Origin of the sequence: Pseudomonas sp. GM_Psu_1, from assembly GCF_026544185.1 — a bacterium.
In the GTDB taxonomy this organism is placed as follows: Bacteria; Pseudomonadota; Gammaproteobacteria; order Pseudomonadales; family Pseudomonadaceae; genus Chryseomonas; species Chryseomonas oryzihabitans.
Genome location: NZ_JALNUX010000018.1, coordinates 17,592 through 38,709 on the forward strand (window position 1 = coordinate 17,592; position 21,118 = coordinate 38,709).

General features: G+C 65.2%; 17 protein-coding genes. 1 reads left to right on the plus strand and 16 read right to left on the minus strand.

Annotated elements, in window-relative coordinates:
• Positions 1 to 5: 5 nt before the first annotated feature.
• From OXS31_RS21585 to OXS31_RS21625, 9 genes are all read right to left on the minus strand, one after another.
• Complete coding sequence (locus OXS31_RS21585) at positions 6 to 764, minus strand: SDR family oxidoreductase (protein WP_027599105.1); 759 nt, start codon at positions 762 to 764, stop codon at positions 6 to 8.
• Positions 765 to 1,014: 250 nt separating this feature from the next.
• Complete coding sequence (locus OXS31_RS21590) at positions 1,015 to 2,736, minus strand: aconitase X (protein ID WP_042138383.1); 1,722 nt, start codon at positions 2,734 to 2,736, stop codon at positions 1,015 to 1,017.
• A 2-nt stretch (positions 2,737 to 2,738) separates the two neighbouring features.
• Positions 2,739 to 3,455, minus strand: a complete 717-nt coding sequence (locus OXS31_RS21595) for an ABC transporter ATP-binding protein (RefSeq protein WP_267401932.1) — start codon at positions 3,453 to 3,455, stop codon at positions 2,739 to 2,741.
• Positions 3,452 to 4,327, minus strand: coding sequence for an ATP-binding cassette domain-containing protein (locus tag OXS31_RS21600; RefSeq protein ID WP_042138385.1), 876 nt, complete (start codon positions 4,325 to 4,327; stop codon positions 3,452 to 3,454). The genes OXS31_RS21595 and OXS31_RS21600 overlap by 4 nt, the downstream gene beginning before the upstream one ends.
• The gene (livM, locus tag OXS31_RS21605) at positions 4,324 to 5,604 is read right to left on the minus strand and encodes a high-affinity branched-chain amino acid ABC transporter permease LivM (RefSeq protein ID WP_042138387.1); all 1,281 of its coding nucleotides are present in this window, start codon (positions 5,602 to 5,604) and stop codon (positions 4,324 to 4,326) included. Before livM ends, OXS31_RS21600 begins: the two co-directional genes overlap by 4 nt.
• Before the next feature lie 3 nt (positions 5,605 to 5,607).
• The gene (locus tag OXS31_RS21610; RefSeq protein WP_027599109.1) at positions 5,608 to 6,522 is read right to left on the minus strand and encodes a branched-chain amino acid ABC transporter permease; all 915 of its coding nucleotides are present in this window, start codon (positions 6,520 to 6,522) and stop codon (positions 5,608 to 5,610) included.
• 96 nt (positions 6,523 to 6,618) lie between these two features.
• The gene (locus OXS31_RS21615; RefSeq protein WP_027599110.1) at positions 6,619 to 7,740 is read right to left on the minus strand and encodes a branched-chain amino acid ABC transporter substrate-binding protein; all 1,122 of its coding nucleotides are present in this window, start codon (positions 7,738 to 7,740) and stop codon (positions 6,619 to 6,621) included.
• Between the two features lie 494 nt (positions 7,741 to 8,234).
• The gene (locus OXS31_RS21620; protein ID WP_150340553.1) at positions 8,235 to 9,512 is read right to left on the minus strand and encodes an FAD-binding oxidoreductase; all 1,278 of its coding nucleotides are present in this window, start codon (positions 9,510 to 9,512) and stop codon (positions 8,235 to 8,237) included.
• A 24-nt stretch (positions 9,513 to 9,536) separates the two neighbouring features.
• Complete coding sequence (locus OXS31_RS21625) at positions 9,537 to 11,027, minus strand: aldehyde dehydrogenase family protein (protein WP_150340552.1); 1,491 nt, start codon at positions 11,025 to 11,027, stop codon at positions 9,537 to 9,539.
• 113 nt (positions 11,028 to 11,140) lie between these two features.
• Between OXS31_RS21625 and OXS31_RS21630 the strand changes: the two genes are divergently transcribed.
• Positions 11,141 to 12,025 carry a LysR substrate-binding domain-containing protein gene (locus OXS31_RS21630; protein WP_027599113.1) on the plus strand — a complete coding sequence of 295 codons (885 nt, stop codon included), beginning with the start codon at positions 11,141 to 11,143 and terminating at the stop codon, positions 12,023 to 12,025.
• A gap of 330 nt (positions 12,026 to 12,355) precedes the next feature.
• On the opposite strand, the gene pnp is transcribed toward OXS31_RS21630, so the two are convergent.
• From pnp to rimP, 7 genes are all read right to left on the minus strand, one after another.
• Positions 12,356 to 14,458 carry a polyribonucleotide nucleotidyltransferase gene (pnp, locus tag OXS31_RS21635; RefSeq protein WP_007162644.1) on the minus strand — a complete coding sequence of 701 codons (2,103 nt, stop codon included), beginning with the start codon at positions 14,456 to 14,458 and terminating at the stop codon, positions 12,356 to 12,358.
• Positions 14,459 to 14,632: 174 nt separating this feature from the next.
• Positions 14,633 to 14,902, minus strand: coding sequence for a 30S ribosomal protein S15 (gene rpsO / locus OXS31_RS21640; protein ID WP_007162645.1), 270 nt, complete (start codon positions 14,900 to 14,902; stop codon positions 14,633 to 14,635).
• 93 nt (positions 14,903 to 14,995) lie between these two features.
• Complete coding sequence (gene truB, locus OXS31_RS21645; RefSeq protein ID WP_044342779.1) at positions 14,996 to 15,910, minus strand: tRNA pseudouridine(55) synthase TruB; 915 nt, start codon at positions 15,908 to 15,910, stop codon at positions 14,996 to 14,998.
• Between the two features lie 2 nt (positions 15,911 to 15,912).
• Positions 15,913 to 16,296 (minus strand): 30S ribosome-binding factor RbfA, encoded by a 384-nt coding sequence (gene rbfA / locus OXS31_RS21650; RefSeq protein WP_007162647.1) that lies wholly within the window; start codon positions 16,294 to 16,296, stop codon positions 15,913 to 15,915.
• Between the two features lie 132 nt (positions 16,297 to 16,428).
• Positions 16,429 to 18,987: a translation initiation factor IF-2 gene (infB, locus tag OXS31_RS21655; protein WP_108582848.1), complete on the minus strand. Its 2,559-nt coding sequence runs from the start codon at positions 18,985 to 18,987 to the stop codon at positions 16,429 to 16,431.
• A gap of 26 nt (positions 18,988 to 19,013) precedes the next feature.
• Positions 19,014 to 20,486, minus strand: a complete 1,473-nt coding sequence (nusA, locus tag OXS31_RS21660; RefSeq protein ID WP_007162649.1) for a transcription termination factor NusA — start codon at positions 20,484 to 20,486, stop codon at positions 19,014 to 19,016.
• 49 nt (positions 20,487 to 20,535) lie between these two features.
• Positions 20,536 to 20,994 (minus strand): ribosome maturation factor RimP, encoded by a 459-nt coding sequence (rimP, locus tag OXS31_RS21665; protein WP_007162650.1) that lies wholly within the window; start codon positions 20,992 to 20,994, stop codon positions 20,536 to 20,538.
• Positions 20,995 to 21,118: the final 124 nt, after the last annotated feature.

Below are 21,118 nucleotides of genomic sequence, written 5' to 3' on the forward strand. Positions count from 1 at the left end.
ACGTCTCAGCTCTTGCGGTGGATGTTGAAATTGCTGAACGCCTGACAGGTCGCCATCAGCTGGATGCGGTTGATGTTGACGTGCTTGGGCTGATTCAGCGTCCAATGGATGGATTCGGCGATGTCGTCCGGGGTCAGGGGTTCGGTGCCGGCATAGACGGCATCGGCCTTGGCCTTGTCGCCCCCAAAGCGCACCACCGAGAATTCGCTTTCGGACAGCCCCGGCTCGATGTTGGTCACCCGTACCCCGGTGCCCAGCAGGTCGGATCTCAGGCTCAGGCTGAATTGCTTGAGGAAGGCCTTGGTGGCGCCATAGACATGGCTGCCCGGATAGGGATAGTCGCCCGCCACCGAGCCCAGGTTGACGATACCGGCCCCGGCGCCATGGGCGATCAGCCGCGGCAACAGCAGGCGGGTGCAATAGAGCATGCCCTTGATGTTGGTATCGACCATGGTGTCCCAGTCGTCCAGGTCGCAGCTCTGGGCGGGCGTGTTGCCCAGCGCCAGACCGGCGTTATTGACCAGGGCGCGTAACTGGTTGAATTCTTCCGGCAGGCCGGCGACCGCGGCTTCCACGGCGGCGCGATCCTGGACGTCCAGCACCAGCGGCAGCACCTTGGCCTGACCGGACAACTCCTCGGCCAGGGCGTGCAGGCGATCCTCGCGGCGACCGGTGATGACGATCGACCAGCCGTCCTTGGCGAAGCGGCGAGCGGTGGCGGCGCCGAAGCCGGAGGTGGCGCCGGTGATGAAGATCGAAGACATGAAAGATTCCTTCTGCGAGGGAGGTTGGCCGAGGCCCACGATAGCTCAGGGGCATTGGTCAGGCGAATACCCAGATCGCCACAAATCCAGCGGATCAGTTATAACGCCTTGGTATTGCAGGGTTTTCCGCGCACTGGCGAATTTTTGAACAGTTCTCGCCAGGCCAGGCGCCCCGGGCCTCACGCCCGGCTATGCCAAGCTTATCCACAGGACGATCCACGGAATTCCTGTACAGAACTCGGACCGGGCTTCAGGTGGATAAGTCCGCTGCCACGAGCCAGGCAGGCGGTTCGGCCGGCGCCAGTCCGGTGCAGGCTGCCTCGACACAGGCGGTGAGGCCGGCGAAGCGCAGCTCGCGCCCGGTGAGGCCCGGGCCGTAGTGGGCGAACTTGCCGGAATTGGTCAACAGGGTGCGTGCCTGGGGCGGTACCAGGGGTTCGCCGAGCATGCACCAGCAGGTGTCCCCGACCAGCTGGGCACCGAAGGCTTCCAACTCGGCCAGACTGCCAGAGCGTTCGGCCGCCGCGCGCACCTCGCGGCCCAGGGTGATCACCAGCGCCACCTCGGGATGCCGCTGCCGCCCGCGACAGAGTTCGGCCAGGCGCTGGCACTCCTCGGCGGAGAAATGCGGATTGCCCAGGGCCACCAGCTGCACCTCGCGCGCGACGGCGCTGTCCAGTTCGGCCCAGGCCTGGCGCAGATCGGCCAGGCTGATGTCTTCGATCTCCAGCTCAGGTGCGGCCACCGCGGCCAGGGTCGGCGCCTCGGGCGTCACCCCGACCAGATGGAACAGCGGCGCCGCCGAGGTGGTGGCGAAGGCGGCGCCAAAGGCCTTGAGATCGTCGCGACTGGGCTGGCTGTTTTCCAGCCCCAGCACCGCCGGAATCCGCGTGGGTGAACGCAGGCCGATCCAGTAGCCGAGCAGTGGATAGAAGGCGTCGTCATGGCCCTCGGGTACGGTGACCCGGAAGACCTTGGCCGCGCGGCGACCGCTGTCCAGGTGGCAGCCGGCCAGAGGGGCCCGACCGGTCAGGGCGGTGCAGATATCGAGGAAGTCGGCGTACTTCTGGGTGCGCGCGCCCAGTACGCTGTTGGCGAAGACCACGGCATTGGATTCGGCCCAGACCACCTGCTCGCCCAGGCTCGGGGCGCTGTCCAGCAGATAGGGGGCACAGGTAAAGGTGGGACGGCAGCCTAGGGCCACATAGGCCTCGGCCAGGGCGGAGGCCGGCTCACCCAACGCCGGCGCCACGCCCTGCGCGCGCCAGCGGCGTTGATCCACCGATACCGCATTGAGAGTCGTAGGTACCTGTACCCGACCGCCCCACTCCACCAGGCGCTGGGCGAAGGCCAGGCTGGCCGGACCGGTGTAGATGCAGCCGTCGATATGGGCCTGGGTGATGTCGAGCAGTTCGCGGGCACCCTGCAGGTGCGCCATGCGCACCAGGATCTTCATCGCCGCCTGGACGGCCTGGCCCTCGGCGCCCGCCAGCTTGGCCTGGTCGGTCGCGCTCAGCTGCAGGTCGGCAGGGGCCTCGCTAGTGGGGTCGGGAAAGAACTCTCCCGGCGCGCCGACCCAGCCATCGTTCACCGCGATCTCATCCTGCGCGGCGAGCGCGGCGAAGGCCTCGGCACCCAGGCTGACCACCGGCAGGGAGCGACCGAAGAGTTCTTCCGCGACGATGGCACCCAGGCTGAGGATCTCGTCCGGCTCGGCCAGTACCAGCGCTGCCGGTCCGCGTCCCGCCAGCAACAGCTCCAAGAGCACGGCGCTGCCGGTGCAGGAACCGCGTCCACTGGGAATGGCCAGGATGCGCCCGGCCAGTTCCAGGCCGTGCAGGGGATGGTGGCGATCAATCACCCGACCGCTGGCCGGATCGACGCCACCCCAGAAACTCAGGCCCAGGGGCGCCCAGGCCAGGCGTCCCCGGGCATGGCCCGCGACCAGACAGCGACCGCGGACCGCTGCCACCGCTAGTGGCCGCCCAGGTAGGCTTCGCGCACCTGGGGATTGGCCAGCAATTCCTGGCCACTGCCGCTCATGCGGATCTCGCCGGTGACCATCACATAGGCGCGGTCGGACAGGCGCAGGGCATGGTTGGCGTTCTGCTCCACCAGGAAGATGGTCATGCCGCTCTGGGCCAGCTCGCGCAGGATCTGGAAGATCTGCTTCACCACAATGGGCGCCAGGCCCAGGCTGGGTTCGTCGAGCAGCAGCAGCTTGGGTCGCGCCATCAGCGCCCGGGCGATGGCCAGCATCTGCTGTTCGCCGCCGGACATGGTCATGGCGCGCTGGTTGCGACGCTCCTTGAGCCGCGGGAAGAGCTCGAACATGCGCCGCATGTCCTCGTCCACCCAGCGGGTGCCGATGGGAATGGTACCCATCAGCAGATTCTCCTCGACCGTCATGTCGGGGAACACATGGCGCCCCTCCGGTGACTGGGCGATGCCGTTGGAGGCCACGTAGTGGGCGTTCTTGCGGGTGATGTCCTCGCCCCGGTAGAGGATCTGCCCGTTGCGCGCCTGGGGCTGGCTGAAGATGGACATCAGCAGGGTGGACTTGCCGGCGCCGTTGGAGCCGATCAGGCTCACCGTCTCGCCCTCGTTGATGGACAGGGAGACGCTCTTCAGCGCCTGGATCGGCCCGTAGAAGACGTCGACGTTACGGAATTCCAGGATCGGCGTGGTCATGCCACCTCCTCTTCTTCGGCGCCGAGGTAGGCGGCGATGACCTTGGGATCGTTGCGGATATCGGCCGGCAGGCCGCGGGCGATGACCTGGCCATGGTCCAGCACCACGATGTGGTCGGAGATGTTCATCACCATGCCCATGTCGTGCTCGATCAGCACCACGGTGATGCGGTGCTGGTCGCGCAGCAGGCGGATCATCCCGGCCAGCGCCTCGGTCTCGGCCGGGTTGAGACCGGCGGCGGGTTCGTCCAGGCAGACGATCTCCGGACGGGTGCACATGGCGCGGGCGATTTCCAGGCGGCGCTGCTGGCCGTAGGAGAGTTCGCCGGCCAGACGATTGGCGTGGTCCACCAGGTCCACCACTTCCAGCCAGTAGAAGGCCGTATCCAGCGCCTTTTCCTCGGCACGGCGATAGCCGGGGGTATTGAGGATGCCGGTGATCAGGTTGCGGTTGCACTGCATGTGCTGCGCCACCAGCAGGTTCTCCACTACCGACATCTCCTTGAACAGGCGGATGTTCTGGAAGGTGCGGGCGAGCCCTGCGCGGTTCACCAGGTGAGTACCGCCGAACATCTTGTACCAGAGCCGGCTGCCGAACTGCACCGGATTGACGAAGTCGGTGGCCCGGAAGCGCTCGCCCATGATCTTGCCGACGCGGGTCGAACGGCCATCGGCGGTATCCAGGCGGATTTCGCCATCGGTGGCCTTGTAGAAGCCGGTCAGGCAGTTGAACACCGTGGTCTTGCCGGCGCCGTTGGGGCCGATCAGCGCGGTGATGGAGTGCCGCTTGATATCGAAGGACACGTCCGAGAGGGCCTTGATACCCCCGAATCTCATGCCCAGACCGCTGACGGTCAGAATGTTGTCGCTCACGGCGCCACTCCCTTGCGAATCGCGAAGCCACTGCGGGCGATACGGATCAGGCCACGCGGCCGCCACATCATCATCACCACCATCAGCACGCCGAACACCAGCATGCGGATGTCGCCGAATTCGCGCAGCAGCTCGAACAGCAGGGTCATGACGAAGGCCGAGACCACCACCCCGACGGTGGAGCCCAGGCCGCCCAGTACCACGATGGCCAGCACCAGCACCGACTCGAAGAAGTTGAACGAGGCCGGGTTGATGAAGCCCTGGTAGGTGGCGAAGAACACCCCGGCCAGGCCTGCGGTGGAGGCACCGATCATGAAGGCGGAAAGCTTGACCAGCACATGGTTCAGACCCATGGCGCGGCAGGCGATCTCGTCTTCGCGCAGGGCTTCCCAGGCGCGGCCGACCGGCATGCGGGTCAGGCGGTGCTTGATGTAGAGCACCAGCAGCACCACCAGGAACAGCACGGTATAGATGAAGATCATCGTCGCGTTGGGGTTGTAGCTGATGCCCAGCAGTTCGTGGATGGGCACCCCGCCCTCCTTCGCCCGGCGGCCGAATTCGATGCCGAAGAAGGTCGGCGAAGGTGCGGCGATGCCGTTGGGGCCCTTGGTTACTTCCAGCCAGTTGTTGAGCACCAGGCGGATGATCTCGCCGAAGCCGAGGGTGACGATGGCCAGGTAGTCCCCGTGCATGCGTAGCACCGGGAAGCCGAGGATCGCTCCCGCCACCGCCGCCATGACCGCCGCGAGCGGCAGCATGGTCCAGAAGCCCAGCCCGAGGTACTGGTAACCCAGCGCCAGACCGTAGGCACCGATGGCATAGAAGCCGACGTAGCCAAGGTCGAGCAGACCGGCTAGGCCCACCACGATGTTCAGGCCCAGGCCCAGCAGCACGTAGATCAGGCAGAGGATGATGACCGTCAGCCAGTACTTGGTGGCCAGGAAGGGAAAGGCGATGGCCACCAGAATGACGATGGGCAGGATGAATCTCAGGTTGGACTTGTGCCCCGGCGGCAGCACATGGACACCGCCGTCGTTGCGCTTGAAGGACTCGATCCAGTCACGGCCCTTGTCGGTCTGGCCGAACAGGCTGAGCAGGAAGCGGCCGGCCATGACCACCGCGACCATGATGCCGACGCGACCGGGCTCGAGGTTGTAGCCGTAGCCGTCGAGCACGATGCCGACGATGGGGCCGAACAGGATCAGCGAGACCAGACCCACCATGAGGGTGTCGCGCAGCACGACCTTGAGGTCGAAGGAGGAAGACGTCTGACTCATGGATTACACCTTCGTGACCTGGGGTTTGCCGAGCAGCCCCTGGGGCCTAAAGATCAGGATCGCCACCAGCAGCGAGAAGCTGAAGACGTCCTTGTAGTCCGAGTTCACCAGGCTGGCGAACTGGGCTTCGGAGATGCCGAGGATGATGCCGCCGAGCATGGCGCCGGGCAGCGAGCCGATGCCGCCGAGCACCGCCGCGGTAAAGGCCTTGATGCCGATGATGAAGCCGGCATAGAAGTCGAAGGTGCCGTAGTTGAGGGTGATCAGCACCCCGGCCAGCGCTGCCATGGCCGCACCGATGATGAAGACGTAGGAGATCACCCGGTCGGTGTTGATGCCGAGGATCTGCGCCATCTTGCGATCCTGCTGGGTGGCCCGGCACATGCGGCCGAGGGTGGTCTTCTGGATCACGTAGGTGAGCAGGCCCATGCCGATGATGGAGGCCAGGATAATGAAGATCTTGGTGTAGGTGATGATCACGAAGCCGTCGCCGATGTGCAGGCGCAGGGCTCCGTCGAGCAGCGTCGGTACCCCCTGCTGGCGCGCGCCCTGGGCGAGCTGCACGTAGTTCTGCAGGATCAGCGACATGCCGATGGCCGAGATCAGCGGCGCCAGGCGCGTGGAGTTGCGCAGCGGCTTGTAGGCGATCCGCTCGATGGCCCAGCCGTACACGGAGGTGACCACCACGGTGAAGATCAGGGTGCCGAGGATCAGCACCGGGAAGGAATGCAGGCCGAACACGCTCAGCAGGGCGATGCCGATGGCGGCGAGATAGGCCGACACCATGTACACGTCGCCGTGGGCGAAGTTGATCATGCCGATGATGCCATAGACCATGGTGTAGCCGATGGCGATGAGTCCGTAGACCGAGCCCAGGGTCAGGCCGTTGACCAGTTGTTGCAGGAAGATACCGTCCACGTTTGCAGTCTCGCGCTGGATGGATGACGAGGGCCGCCGGCCGCCACCTCGTCCTGGGGCGGAGACGAGGCGGCGGCGGGCGGATTCACGCGAGGATCAGGGCAGCTGGTGGTACTTGCCCTTGTCGTCCCATTCGTACATCACGTAGTCGGAGACCTTGAGGTCGCCCTTGCTGTCCCAGCTCTTCTCGCCCAGGACGGTGTTGACGCTGTGGGACTTCAGCCACTCGGCGGCCTTGGCGCCGTCGGTGCCCTTGATGCCGTTGAAGGCGGCGGCCACGGCCTGCAGCGAGGCGTAGGAGTAGAGGGTGTAGCCCTCGGGCTCGTAGCCGGACTTGCGCAGGGTTTCCACCACGGTCTTGCCGGCGGGGTTCTGCAGCGGATCGGCGCCGAAGGTCATCAGCACGCCCTTGGTGTACTGGGCGCCACCGGCGGTGGTGACCAGGTCGGCGGAGACGATGCCGTCGCCGGAGACGAACTTGGCGGTCACGCCCTGCTCGCGCATCTGCCGCACCAGCGGACCGGCCTCGGGGTGCAGGCCACCGAAGTAGACCACGTCGGCGCCGGAGGCGCGGATCTTGGTGACCAGGGAGTTGAAGTCCTTCTCGCCGCGGGTCAGGCCCTCGTAGAGCACCTCTTTCACGCCGCGCTTGTTGAGCTGCGCCTTGGTGGCGTCGGCCAGGCCCTGACCGTAGGTGTCCTTGTCGTGGATGATGGCGACCTTCTTGGCCTTGAGGGTATCGACGATGTAGTCGCCGGCCACGATGCCCTGCTGGTCGTCACGTCCGCACATGCGGAACACGCCGGTCAGGCCACGCTCGGTGATCTTGGGATTGGTGGACGCCGGGGTGATGGAGATGATGCCGGCTTCGTCGTAGATCTCCGAGGCGGGCATGGTGTTGGAGGAGCAGAAGTGGCCGATCACGGCCTTGACCTTCTCGGAGTCCACCAGGCGGTTGGCCACGGCCACGGCCTGCTTGGGCTCGCAGGCGTCGTCGCCCTGCACCAGCTTGATCTTCTCGCCATTGATGCCACCGGCGGCGTTGATGTCCGCCGCGGCCTGGGTAGCCCCCTTCCAGAACTGCTCGCCATAGGCGGCGCTGGCCCCGGTGAAGGGACCGGCGACACCGATCACGACGTCGGCATGCGCCAGGGAGGAGAGAGTGAACGCAGAACCGATAGCGAGAGCCAGAATGCCTTTTCTGTAAATCTTCGACATGGGAGGTTTGCTCCAGAGGGTGGTTGGCCTTTTCGCCGGAGCAAAGCCTGTGCCATCAGCCAGTTGTGTACCGGGCGCAAAGGCCATTTGCCGCTACTGCGATGAGCCAAAACCGCCGACAGCCTGCGGCGAGGGCCGCAGCCAGTGGAGCGGACCGCCCTTTAGACTTTTGTCGTAAGCGGCTCATTAGTCTGGATAATTCGGCGAAGCGGTAGCAGCGGGAGGGTTGAAACCCAGCGGTTTGTTACCAGATAGCAACCCGGTTGCACCTGTTTCGCACCAAAACGTAACACCGGCCCCACACTGTGCCACTAAAGTAACCATGATCCTGCGGTCGCAGGCCCCAGGCGGATCGGCCGTTCTCTCGACCTGCTTGCAGTGGTGGACAGCCAGAAAAAAGCGGCCGACTTGCACGGGTCGGGATGCGCAAATCGGCCGCTTCGGCGCGTTATCGCCCGGCCCGAGGGCCGGTGACAGCGGGTATGGCGGGGTCGCTAGAGCACCACGCGCAGGCATTGCCCGGCGTGATAGAGGGTGAAGCCGGCTTCGTACATCAGGCTGCGCCACTGGCCGACCGGATTGGCATCCAGCGACGCCAGGGGCAGCGGCAGGTCGTGGCGATCGCCACTGCACAGATAGCGGGCAAAGGCCTGCCCCACCACCGTGCCCGTGGTAACCCCGCGTCCGTTGTAGCCGGTCACCGCCAGCAGGCCCGGCGCCGGTTCGAACAGTCGCATCAGATGATCGGGCGTGAAGCCGATGCGGCCCGTCCAGCTGCATTCCCACTCGACCCGTCCGAGCGCGGGGAAATAGTGCCGCTGGATGCGATCGGCCCAGGCGCGGATGAAGCCGGCCGGCCGCCCCGCCATGTTGCCGAGACTGCCCAGCAGCAGACGGCCATCGGCATCGCGGCGGATGCTGCTGAGCACCGTCCGGGTGTCCCAGGAGCCACGGCCCTGGGGCAGGATGAAATCCGCCTCCGGGCCGAGGGGCCGCGAGGCCACCTGGTAGTAGTAGCCCGGGAAGAATTGCTTGCGCAGGGTGGTCCATTCGCCTTCGGTGTAGGCGTTGGAGGCGATCACCACCTGGTCGGCGGTGACCCGCCCCTGGGGGGTTTCCACCTGCCAGCGTTCGCCGATCCGCTGCAGGCGCTGCACCGAACTCTGCTCGAACAACTCGCCGCCTTCCTGGCGCAGCGCCCTGGCCAGGCCCAGGGCATACCCCATGGGCACCAGGGTACCGGCGCGATGATCGAGCAGCGCACCACTGATGTCGCGCGTCCCGCAGGCGCTGTAGCAGGCTTCGCCTTCCAGCAGCTCGACCCGGGCGCCGCGGCGCTGCCATTGCTCGGCACGCTGACCGAGATCGGCCAGGCCCTTGGCGCTGTGCGCCATGTGCAGGGTGCCGGCGCGGCGCGGCTGGCAGTCGATACCATAGCGCTCGATGAGGGCGAACACCTGACCCGGCGCATCGCCCATCACCCCCAGCAGACGCTCGCCGACCTCCGGTCCCAGGGTGGCCACCGCCTCGTCCGGCGGGATCCACATGCCGGCATTGACCAGCCCGACATTGCGCCCGGAGCCGCCATGGCCGACGCCATGGGCCTCCAGCACCACCACCCGCCGCCCGGCCTGCGCCAGGTGCAGGCCGGTGGACAGGCCGGTGTAACCACCGCCGATGACGCAGACCTCGGTGTCACGCTCGCCCTGCAGCGGTGCGTCCGGCACCGCCGGATACAGCCGCTCCCACAGGCACTCTTCACGCAACTGCATTCTCTGCGCTCCTGGCGGATCCACTCAGTCGAAGACGATGCCCTGGGCCAGCGGCAACTGGCGGGAATAGTTGACGGTGTTGGTCTGGCGGCGCATGTAGGCCTTCCAGGCATCGGAGCCGGATTCGCGACCACCGCCGGTTTCCTTCTCGCCACCGAAGGCGCCACCGATCTCGGCACCGCTCGGCCCGATGTTGACGTTGGCGATGCCGCAGTCGCTACCGGTCGCCGACATGAAAGCCTCGGCCTCGCGCACGTCGGTGGTGAAGATGCAGGACGACAGGCCCTGGGGCACGGCGTTGTTCAGCGCCACCGCCTCGTCGAAATCGTCATAGGTCAGCACATAGAGGATGGGCGCGAAGGTCTCGTGGCGCACCGCCTCGCTCTGCTCGGGCATCTCGACGATGGCCGGCGCCACGTAGTAGGCCCCGGGATACTGGTCGGCCAGCTGGCGCTCGCCGCCATAGACCACCCCACCCTCGCCACGCGCCTGCTCCAGCGCGCCCTGCATGGCCTGGAAACTGGCCGCGTCGATCAGCGGACCGATCAGGTTGCCCTCCAGCGGATGACCGATGCGGACTTTGGCATAGGCGGTCTTGAGTCGGGCGACGATCTCGTCCTTGACCGAACGATGGGCGATCAGCCGGCGCAGGGTAGTGCAGCGCTGGCCGGCGGTGCCGACGGCGCTGAACAGGATGGCACGCACCGCCATGTCCAGATCGGCGCTCGGTGCGAGGATCATGGCATTGTTGCCGCCCAGCTCGAGGATGCTGCGGCCGAAGCGCGCCGCAACCCGGGGTCCTACCTCGCGACCCATGCGGGTGCTACCCGTGGCGCTCACCAGTGCCACCCGCGGATCGTCCACCAGGGCTTCACCGGCGGCGCGATCGCCAACGATGACCTGACTCAGATCGGCCGGAGCATCGCCAAAGCGCGCCAGGGCCTTCTCGAACAGCGCCTGGCAGGCCAGGGCGGTCAGCGGGGTCTTTTCCGAGGGCTTCCAGATCACCGGATTGCCACAGACCAGGGCCAGGGCGGCATTCCACGACCAGACCGCCACCGGGAAGTTGAAGGCACTGATGATGCCCACCACCCCCAGCGGCTGCCAGGATTCACGCATGTGATGACCAGGGCGCTCGGAGGCAATGGTCAGACCATAGAGCTGACGCGACAGGCCAACGGCGAAGTCGCAGATGTCGATCATCTCCTGGACTTCGCCCAGGCCTTCCTGGGTGATCTTGCCGGCTTCCCAGGACACCAGCTCGCCCAGATCGGCCTTGTGCGCGCGCAGCTCTTCACCGAGCAGGCGCACCAGCTCGCCACGGCGCGGCGCCGGCACCGCACGCCAGGCCTGGAAGGCGCGCTCGGCACGGGAGATCTTCTGCTCCACCTCGGCGGCGCTTTCCAGGGCGACGCTGCCCAGTTGGCTGCCATCGATGGGGGAATGCACCCGGTGCTCGCCTTGGGTGTAGTGCTGGGCAGGAACGCCGAGGCGTTCCAACAGGGCCTTGCTCATGCTGAGGTCTCCGCAGAGTGGGAATCGTCCCTGAGTATGGTCAGCCCAGCGGCGCCGGACAACCGACCTTTGCTCGGCATATCATTCCCTTTTTTCATGCCGCGAGTCCGCTCATGCAACGTCGCCACCTGCCGTCCATCACCGCCATGCAGTGCTTCGAGGCGGTCGCGCGTCACCTGAGCTTTACCCGCGCGGCCGACGAACTGGCCCTGACCCAGAGCGCCGTCAGCAAGCAGGTCGCCCAGCTCGAGGACCTGCTGCAGCACAGCCTGTTTCGCCGGGTCCGCCGTCGCCTGCAACTCACGCCGGCGGGCGCGCTCTACCTGGCCGAGGTGGACAAGATCCTCAACCAGCTGGAGATGTCGGCGCGCTACCTGAGATCCTATGGTGGCGAGACCGAGGTGCTGCGCGTGGCCACCCCGCCGACCTTCGGCGAACGCTGGCTGGTGCCACGGCTGAAGGGCTGGCGCCTGCGCTTTCCCAACATCCACCTGGACGTCTCCAGCGCCCTGGAGCCGGTGGACTTCCGCGATCCCCGCCATGACGTGGCACTGTTCTATGGTCATGGCAGCTGGCCGGGGGCCGAGTGCGAACTGCTGCTGCACGAGCACATGGTCGCGGTCTGCGCGCCGGATCTGCTGCCCACCGAGGGCATCGCCGGACCGGAGCAACTGGTGGACTTCGTGCTGCTGCAGAACACCACCCGCCCGGAGTCCTGGCACGACTGGTACGCCAGCCTCGGGCGCGAGGAGGTGCACAGCCATCACGGGCCGCGCTTCGACACCTTTACCCTCTGTGCCCGCGCCGCCCAGGAAGGCTGCGGTGTGGCGCTGCTGCCGGAATTCCTGGTGGCCGAAGAACTGGCCTCCGGCCGCCTGGTGCTCGCCTGGCCCCACCGCCTGGCCAGCCCCCACGCCTACTGGCTGGCCTATCCGGAACAGATGGCCGAGGTGCCCAAGGTGCGCAGCTTCATCGAATGGATTCGCGAGAAGGCGTAATGCCTGGGCCAATCGCGGCCATGGGTCGCTCCTACAGCGGGAGGCACGCCGGTTTGTCGCGATCTTGCCGGGGCTAATGCCGGCTCGGATAACCCCCTCTCCCTCTGGGAGAGGGCCGGGGTGAGGGTAGGACCCGCGATGAACTCTTCAGTGGAAAAGGCTGCGCCGTTTTCACGCTGCGGGTGTATTCCTATAGCGATAAGACAGTTGCTCCCCTGGAGAAGCGGTCGCTACGGCGCACCGGCATGGCCGCGATACAAAGGTCCCCGGCACCCGTACCCGAAACGAAAAAACCCGGCCGAAGCCGGGTTTTTCTCATGCAGGGTCGTCTCAGACGCCGGAGGCTTCCGCCGCCGCCACGTCCTTGATCGACAGCTTGATGCGACCGCGGTTGTCCACGTCCAGCACCAGCACCTTCACTTCCTGACCCTCCTTGAGGACGTCGGTGACCTTCTCGATGCGCTGATCGCTGATCTGCGAGATGTGCACCAGACCGTCCTTGCCTGGCAGGATGTTGACGAAGGCACCGAAGTCGACGATCCGCTCGACCTTGCCGACGTAGATCTTGCCGATCTCGGCCTCGGCAGTGATGCCCAGAACGCGCTGCTTGGCCGCTTCAGCCGCTTCGCGGGTCTCGCCGTAGATCTTGATGGTGCCGTCGTCTTCGATGTCGATCGAAGCCTTGGTCTCTTCGCAGATACCACGGATGGTGGCGCCACCCTTGCCGATCACGTCGCGGATCTTGTCCTGGTCGATCTTCATCGCCAGCATGGTCGGGGCGTTTTCCGACAGCTCGGCGCGGGACTCGGAGATCACCTGGTTCATCTGACCCAGGATGTTCAGACGCGCTTCCAGCGCCTGCTCCAGGGCGATCTCCATGATCTCTTCGGTGATGCCGTTGATCTTGATGTCCATCTGCAGGGCGGTAACGCCCTTGGCGGTACCGGCCACCTTGAAGTCCATGTCGCCCAGGTGATCTTCGTCACCCAGGATGTCGGTCAGGACGGCGAACTTCTCGCCTTCCTTGACCAGACCCATGGCGATACCGGCAACCGGGGCCTTGACCGGCACACCGGCGTCCATCAGCGCCAGAGAGGCACCGCAGACCGAGGCCATGGAGCTGGAGCCGTTGGACTCGGTGATCTCGGAGACCACGCGGATGCTGTAGGGGAAGGCTTCCTGGGTCGGCAGCATGGCCTGGATGCCACGACGGGCCAGGCGGCCGTGACCGATCTCGCGACGGCCCGGGCTGCCCATGCGGCCGCACTCGCCGACCGAGAAGGGCGGGAAGTTGTAGTGCAGCATGAAGCTGTCACGACGCTCGCCTTCCAGGGTGTCCAGCAGTTGGGCATCGCGGGCGGTACCCAGGGTCGCGGTGACCAGGGCCTGGGTTTCGCCACGGGTGAACAGCGCCGAACCGTGGGTCTTCTTCAGGGTGCCGACTTCGATCTGCAGCGGGCGAACGGTGCGGGTGTCGCGGCCGTCGATACGCGGCTTGCCGTCGACGATGTTCTGGCGCACGGTGCGGTATTCCAGCAGACCGAAGGTCTCCTTGACCTCGGCTTCGCTGTACTGGCCGTTCTCGCCGGCCAGCTTGGCGATGGCCTGGTCACGCAGGGCGCCCAGGGCCGCATAGCGGTCCTGCTTGATGGTGATGGTGTAGGCACGGGACACGGCCTCGCCGACCTCGGCCTTGACGGCCTCGACCAGAGCGGTGTTCTCGGCGGGTGCCTGCCAGTTCCAGGTCGGCTTGCCGGCTTCGGCGGCGAACTGGCTGATGGCCTCGATGGCCACCTGGAATTCTTCGTGGGCGAACAGCACGCCACCCAGCATCTGGTCTTCGGTCAGCTCGTCGGCTTCGGATTCCACCATCAGCACGGCGTCACGGGTACCGGCCACGACCATGTCCAGGCTGGAGCTCTGCAGCTGCTCGTAGCTGGGGTTCAGCAGGTAGCCCAGTTCACTGTGGTAGCCCACGCGCGCAGCGGCGATGGGACCGGCGAAGGGAATGCCGGAGATGGCCAGGGCGGCGGAGGTGCCGATCATGGCGGCGATGTCCGGATCGGACTTCTTGTTGGTGCTGACCACGGTGCAGACCACCTGGACTTCGTTGAGGAAGCCTTCGGGGAACAGCGGGCGGATCGGGCGATCGATCAGGCGCGAGGTCAGGGTTTCCTTCTCGGAAGGACGGCCTTCACGCTTGAAGTAGCCACCGGGGATGCGGCCAGCGGCGTAGGTCTTCTCCTGGTAGTGCACGGACAGCGGGAAGAAGTCCTTGCCGACGGCGGGCTGCTTGGCACCGACCACGGTGACCAGCACGCTGACGTCTTCGGTGGAGACCAGCACGGCACCGGTCGCCTGGCGCGCGATGCGGCCGGTTTCCAGGGTGAAGGTCTGCTCACCGAACTTGAATTGCTTGATTACTGGATTCACAGTCTTTCCTTCTCTTTATTGCCTTGGGGGAAACGGGGGCGACCAGAGGGATTCGGACCCTCGCTGATCTCCGGGTGACGCAGGCCGATTCTGTCGGCCTCTCAAGCAAAAAAGCCGGAGGCCGGCGCGAGCCGACCTCCAGCTTCAGACTGCTTGCAGCAGGTCTGCATCGTATTAACGACGCAGGCCCAGGCGAGCGATCAGTGCGCTGTAACGAGAGGTGTCCTTGGACTTCAGGTAGTCCAGCAGCTTACGACGCTGGTTGACCATGCGGATCAGACCACGACGGCTGTGGTGATCTTTGCCGTTGGCCTTGAAGTGACCTTGCAGCTTGTCGATGTTGGCGGACAGCAGGGCAACCTGCACTTCCGGGGAACCGGTGTCGCCTTCGCTCTGCTTGAACTCGTTTACGATCTGGGCTTTGTCTTCAACGCTCAGTGCCATGATAGGGCTCCTCTGAGGAACAGGCCGGGATGGATCCCGTGCTTAAGGAAAGAGGTGTGACCGTGCCTGCTGACAGCCACCCTCGGTATCGGTCTAGGACCGAATCAGTCTACGGGGAGCAACCTGCCCCTCGTCGTCAATCTCGCCGATGCCGATGAAACGACCCTGGTCGTCCTGCACCCGCATCAAGCCGAATTTCGGTGCATTGGCCGCCCGAACGGGCTGACCGTGCAACCAGTAGTAGGCGCTGTGCTGCGTCAACTGCACCAGCGGCCAGTGCTCCAGGCCACTGTCGACCGGCAGCAGGAAGCGATCCAGCGCTTCGGAACCTCCTTCGGCGTGCGCCGCCTCCAGCTCTTCCAGGCTGATGGCCTGCGCCAGGCCAAAGGGGCCGGCCTGGGTGCGGCGCAACTCGGCCACATGGGCACCACAGCCAAGACGGGCGCCGAGGTCTTCGACCAGGGTACGCACATAGGTGCCCTTGCTGCAGGCCACTTCCAGCGTCGCGCGATCTTCCTGCAACGCCAGCAGTTCCAGACGGGCAATAGTAACAGAACGCGCCTCGCGCTCCACTACTTCCCCGGCACGCGCCAGCTTGTACAGCGGCTGACCGTCGCGCTTGAGCGCCGAATACATGGGCGGGATCTGCTCTATCTGGCCGCGGAAGGCCGGCAGTGCCGCCTGGATGGCCGCTTCATCGACCGTGACCGCCCGTCGCTCCAGCACCTCACCCTCGGCATCGCCGGTGGTGGTGGTGACGCCCAGTTGCGCCACGGTGCTGTAGCCCTTGTCGGCATCCAGCAGGTACTGGGAAAACTTGGTGGCCTCGCCGAAGCACAGTGGCAGCACGCCGGTGGCCAGGGGATCCAGGCTACCGGTGTGTCCGGCCTTCTCGGCATTGAGCAGCCAGCGGACCTTTTGCAGGGCGGCGTTGGAGGAGAAGCCGCGCGGCTTGTCCAGCACCAGCACGCCGTGCACCTGGCGGCGAATACGCTTGACCTGGGCCACCCCTATTCCTCCCCTTCGTGGCGACGGTCTTCGGCGACCGCTCGCTCGATCAGGGCCGACAGCTGGGCACCGCGACGGATGCTCTCGTCGTACTGGAAGCTCAGTTGCGGAACGGTGCGCAGCTTCATCGCCCGGCCCAGCTGCTGGCGCAGAAAGCCGGCGGCGTCCTTGAGGATGCCGATGTTCTGCTTGATGGCGTCGGCATCGTCGTCCTTGCCCAGGACGGTGATGTGCACCTTGGCATGGGACAGGTCGCGCGCGACGTCCACACCGGTGATGGTCACCATGCCCAGTCGCGGATCCTTGATCTCGCGCTGGATCAGCAGTGCCAGTTCACGCTGCATCTGATCACCGATGCGCTGGGTACGGCTGAATTCTTTGGCCATGTCGAAACTCTCGTACGAAAGGCCGCAGACACCAGGCCTGCCAGCCATGAACCTTGGAAACGCGAACGGCAAGTCCGGACCTGGCAGGGTTCTGCCAGGTCCGCGACCTGCCGTCCTGGTGCAGGGTCGTCGTTACAGCGAACGGGCGACCTGAACCTTCTCGAACACCTCGATCTTGTCGCCGACGCGCACGTCGTTGTAGCTCTTCACGCCGATACCGCATTCCATGCCGGCACGGACTTCGGCCACGTCATCCTTGAAGCGACGCAGGGATTCCAGCTCGCCTTCGAAGATGACCACGTCTTCGCGCAGGACGCGGATCGGACGGTTGCGGTGCACCATGCCCTCGGTGACCATGCAGCCGGCGACGGCGCCGAACTTGGGCGAACGGAAGACGTCACGCACCTCGGCGATACCCAGGATGTTCTCCCGGACGTCACTGCCCAGCATGCCGGTCAGCGCCTTCTTCACGTCTTCGATGATGTCGTAGATGACGTTGTAGTAGCGCATGTCGAGGCCTTCCTGCTCGACGATCTTCCGCGCCCCGGCATCGGCCCGGACGTTGAAGCCGAACAGCACGGCATTGGAAGCCAGCGCCAGGTTGGCATCGCTCTCGGTGATGCCACCGACGCCACCGCCGACCACCCGCACCTGGACTTCGTCGTTGCCCAGACCGGACAGCGAGCCCTGCAGCGCCTCGAGGGAGCCCCGCACATCGGACTTGAGCACGATGTTGAGGGTCTTCTTCTCGTCCTGGCCCATGTTCTCGAAGATGTTCTCGAGCTTGCCGGCGTGAGCGCGGGCCAGCTTGATCTCGCGGAACTTGCCCTGACGGAACAGCGCCACTTCGCGGGCCTTCTTCTCGTCGGTCAGCACGGTGAGCTCGTCACCGGCATCCGGGGTGCCGTCCAGGCCAAGGATCTCGACCGGGATGGACGGACCGGCTTCCTTGATCGGCTTGCCGTTCTCGTCGAGCATGGCGCGGATGCGGCCGAAGTTGACGCCGACCAGTGCCATGTCGCCCTGACGCAGGGTACCGTTCTGCACCAGCACGGTAGCCACCGGACCACGACCCTTGTCCAGGCGCGATTCGATGACCACGCCGCGACCGGGTGCTTCCGGCGTGGCGGTCAGTTCCAGGACCTCGGCCTGCAGCAGGATGGCTTCGAGCAGTTCGTCGACGCCGGTACCGGCCTTGGCCGAGACGTGTACGAACTGGGTGTCGCCGCCCCACTCTTCCGGGATCACCTGACGACCGGCCAGATCGTGCTTGACGCGATCCGGGTCGGCATCGGGCTTGTCGATCTTGTTGACCGCCACGACGATGGGTACACCCGCCGCCTTGGCGTGCTGGATGGCTTCCTCGGTCTGCGGCATGACGCCGTCATCGGCCGCGACGACCAGGATGACGATGTCGGTGGCCTTGGCACCGCGGGCACGCATCGCGGTGAACGCGGCGTGGCCAGGGGTATCCAGGAAGGTCACCATGCCACGCTCGGTTTCCACGTGGTAGGCACCGATGTGCTGGGTGATGCCGCCGGCCTCGCCCGACGCGACCTTGGCGCGACGGATGTAGTCCAGCAGCGAGGTCTTGCCGTGGTCGACGTGACCCATGACGGTCACCACCGGCGCGCGGTGCAGGGCCTTGCCGCCCTCGAACTTGAGGGACTCGGCCAGCTGATCTTCCAGCGCGTTCTCGTTGACCAGCTTGACCTTGTGACCCAGCTCTTCGGCCACCAGCTGCGCCGTCTCGCGGTCGAGCACCTGGTTGATGGTGGCGGGAGACCCCATCTTGAACATGAACTTGATGACTTCGGCGGCCTTCACCGACATCTGCTGAGCAAGCTCAGAGACGGTGATGGTCTCGCCTAGATTGACTTCGCGCACTACAGGTCCTGTCGGGCTCTGGAACCCGTGTTGGTTTCGCTTCTTGAGTCGCGACTTGCCACCGCGACCACCGCGCCGGCCAAAGCCTTCTTCCTCGTCGTCGCCACTGCGCACGGTACGGGGAGCTGCGACCTTGTCCTTGATCGACGGGCGATGTTGGGCGTTCTTGCGCTCGCGACGCTCGTCTTCGTCGCGCTTGCTGCTCGGCGCAGGATGCACGGGACGACGCGGCTCTTCGCGCTTGCGCTCGCCGGCCGGATCCGCCTTCTTGGCCTCGGCGGCAGGTTCGGCAGCGGGCTGCTGCTCGGCCACCACGGCCGGGGCTTCCGGCGCGGCCGGTGTTGCAGCCTCGGCGGCGACCGCTTGCTGCTGCGCGGCCTGGGCAGCGGCTTCGGCCTGCTGCTGGGCAGCCGCCTCGGCGGCGCGCTGAGCTTCTTCCTCGGCACGTGCCTGGGCCGCAGCCTCGTCGGCCGCGCGCTGGGCTTCCTGCTCGCGGCGCTGTTCGGCCTCGAGTTCAGCGGTACTGCGCTTGACGAAGGTCTTCTTCTTGCGCACTTCGACGCTGACTGTCTTGCTGCCGGCCACTTTCAGCGTGGTCTGGGTCTTGCGCTGCAGGGTGATCTTGCTCGGCTCGTCGAGCTGCGCCGTCCCCTTGAGATGCGTCAGCAGGGCCTGCTTCTCCGCATCGCTCACCAGCTGCTCAGCACTGCTGTGCGTCAGACCTGCCTCGCGCATCTGCTGTAGCAGACGTTCCACCGGCGTATTGACCGTTTGGGCCAGTTCTTTCACCGTGACTTGCGTCATGCACTTCTCTCCTCAGACTGCGCCGCTTACTCGAACCAATGGGCACGGGCAGCCATGATCAGCTTGCCGGCACGCTCTTCGGTCATGCCGTTGATGTCGAGCAGGTCGTCGATCGACTGCTCGGCGAGCTCTTCGCGATTCACCACGCCACGCTGGGCCAGCGCGCTGGCGAGCTGGGGGTCCATGCCGTCGAGGGTCAGCAGATCTTCGCTGGGGCTCTTCTGTTCTTCGGTCGCGATGGCCCGGGTCAGCAGGCGATCCTTGGCCCGGGTACGCAGCTCGTTGACGATGTCTTCGTCGAAGCCATCGATGTTGAGCATCTCTTCCATGGGCACGTAGGCCACTTCCTCGAGGGAGGTGAAGCCTTCTTCCACCAGCACCTGCGCCAGCTCCTCGTCGACATCCAGCTCGTCGATGAAGCGCTGGATGATGTCGCCGGTCTCGGCCTGCTGCTTGGCGTTGATGTCCGCCTCGGTCATCACGTTGAGCGTCCAGCCGGTCAGCTGACTGGCCAGGCGCACGTTCTGACCGCCACGGCCAATGGCCTGGGCCAGGTTATCCTCGGCGACGGCGATGTCCATGGTACGGCTGTCTTCGTCGACGATGATCGAGGCGACTTCGGCCGGGGCCATGGCGTTGATGACGAACTGCGCCGGGTTGTCGTCCCAGAGGACGATGTCGACCCGCTCGCCACCCAGTTCACCGGATACCGCCTGGACGCGCGAACCGCGCATGCCGATGCAGGCACCCTGGGGATCGATGCGCTTGTCCTTGGAACGGACGGCGATCTTGGCCCGCGAACCCGGATCCCGGGCGGCGGCCATGACATCGATCAGCTGCTCGGAAATTTCCGGCACCTCGATGCGGAACAGCTCGATCAGCATCTGCGGATCGGTACGCGACAGCATCAGCTGCGGACCGCGGTTCTCCGTGCGGATTTCTTTGAGCAGGGCACGCAGACGCACGCCCATGCGGAAGGTCTCGCGGGGAATGATGTGCTCGCGCGGCAGCAGCGCCTCGGCATTGTTGCCCAGGTCGACGATCACGCTGTCACGGGTGACCTTCTTGACGGTACCGGAGATGATCTCGCCGACCTTCTCGCGATAGGCGTCCACCACCTGAGCCCGCTCGGCCTCGCGCACCTTCTGCACGATCACCTGCTTGGCGGTCTGGGCGGCGATCCGACCGAATTCGATGGACTCGATCTTTTCTTCGATCACTTCACCGGCCTTGACGCCGGGATGCTCTTCCTGGGCGTCTTCCACCGTCAGATGCGAATCGGGCAGCTGATAGTCTTCGTCTTCCACCACGGTCCAGCGACGGAAGGTTTCGTAGCTGCCGTTGTGTCGGTTGATCGACACCCGCAGATCCACATCTTCTTCGTAGCGCTTCTTGGTAGCCGTGGCGAGAGCCAACTCCAGTGCCTCGAAGATGACGCCGGGTGGAACACCCTTCTCGTTCGAAACAGATTCCACTACCAGCAGAACTTCTTTGCTCATCTTACGCCTCGTATTCGCAATCCTTGGGATCCGCGGTCTCGCGCTCAAATCACTCGAAACGGGGAACGACGTTGGCCTTGTCGATCATCTCGATGGGCAGCAGATACTCATGCTCGTCCACCTGCACCACGACGTCCTGGTCTTCCACACCGCGCAGCAAACCCTGGAAATTACGTCGCCCTTCGAAGGGCGACCGAAGTTTGACCTTGACCTGTTCACCGGCGTGGGCAGCGAATTGCTCCAGCGTGAACAGCGGTCTATCCATACCGGGGGAAGACACCTCGAGGGTGTATTCATTGGTGATGGGATCTTCCACATCGAGTACGCCACTTACCTGGCGACTGACGGCCTCGCAATCTTCGACGAGAATGCCGTTGGGATGATCGATATAGACACGCAGTAGCGAATGCCGCCCTTGGGAGATGTACTCGACACCCCAGCAGACATAGCCAAGCGCCTCGACGACGGGGGCCAGCAAGGCCTGCAACTGTTCTAGCTTGCTCGACACCTGGTTGCCTCGCGTTTTTTGAGAATAAAAAATGGGCATTACGCCCATCCCTAAGAGGTCTGCGCAAGAAAGCGCGACCCGAACTGTCCAGCCAACAAAAAGCCCCTATAAAGGGGCTTTAAAA

What these genes read in the sequence shown, in the direction of transcription:
- nusA (WP_007162649.1), bottom strand. Translation starts at nt 20,486, where the DNA reads ATGAGCAAAGAAGTTCTGCTGGTAGTGGAATCTGTTTCGAACGAGAAG.
- OXS31_RS21595 (WP_267401932.1), bottom strand. Translation starts at nt 3,455, where the DNA reads ATGACCACGCCGATCCTGGAATTCCGTAACGTCGACGTCTTCTACGGG.
- livM (WP_042138387.1), bottom strand. Translation starts at nt 5,604, where the DNA reads ATGAGTCAGACGTCTTCCTCCTTCGACCTCAAGGTCGTGCTGCGCGAC.
- rbfA (WP_007162647.1), bottom strand. Translation starts at nt 16,296, where the DNA reads ATGGCCAAAGAATTCAGCCGTACCCAGCGCATCGGTGATCAGATGCAG.
- OXS31_RS21615 (WP_027599110.1), bottom strand. Translation starts at nt 7,740, where the DNA reads ATGTCGAAGATTTACAGAAAAGGCATTCTGGCTCTCGCTATCGGTTCT.
- OXS31_RS21620 (WP_150340553.1), bottom strand. Translation starts at nt 9,512, where the DNA reads ATGCAGTTGCGTGAAGAGTGCCTGTGGGAGCGGCTGTATCCGGCGGTG.
- infB (WP_108582848.1), bottom strand. Translation starts at nt 18,987, where the DNA reads ATGACGCAAGTCACGGTGAAAGAACTGGCCCAAACGGTCAATACGCCG.
- OXS31_RS21625 (WP_150340552.1), bottom strand. Translation starts at nt 11,027, where the DNA reads ATGAGCAAGGCCCTGTTGGAACGCCTCGGCGTTCCTGCCCAGCACTAC.
- rpsO (WP_007162645.1), bottom strand. Translation starts at nt 14,902, where the DNA reads ATGGCACTGAGCGTTGAAGACAAAGCCCAGATCGTAAACGAGTTCAAG.
- OXS31_RS21630 (WP_027599113.1), top strand. Translation starts at nt 11,141, where the DNA reads ATGCAACGTCGCCACCTGCCGTCCATCACCGCCATGCAGTGCTTCGAG.
- OXS31_RS21585 (WP_027599105.1), bottom strand. Translation starts at nt 764, where the DNA reads ATGTCTTCGATCTTCATCACCGGCGCCACCTCCGGCTTCGGCGCCGCC.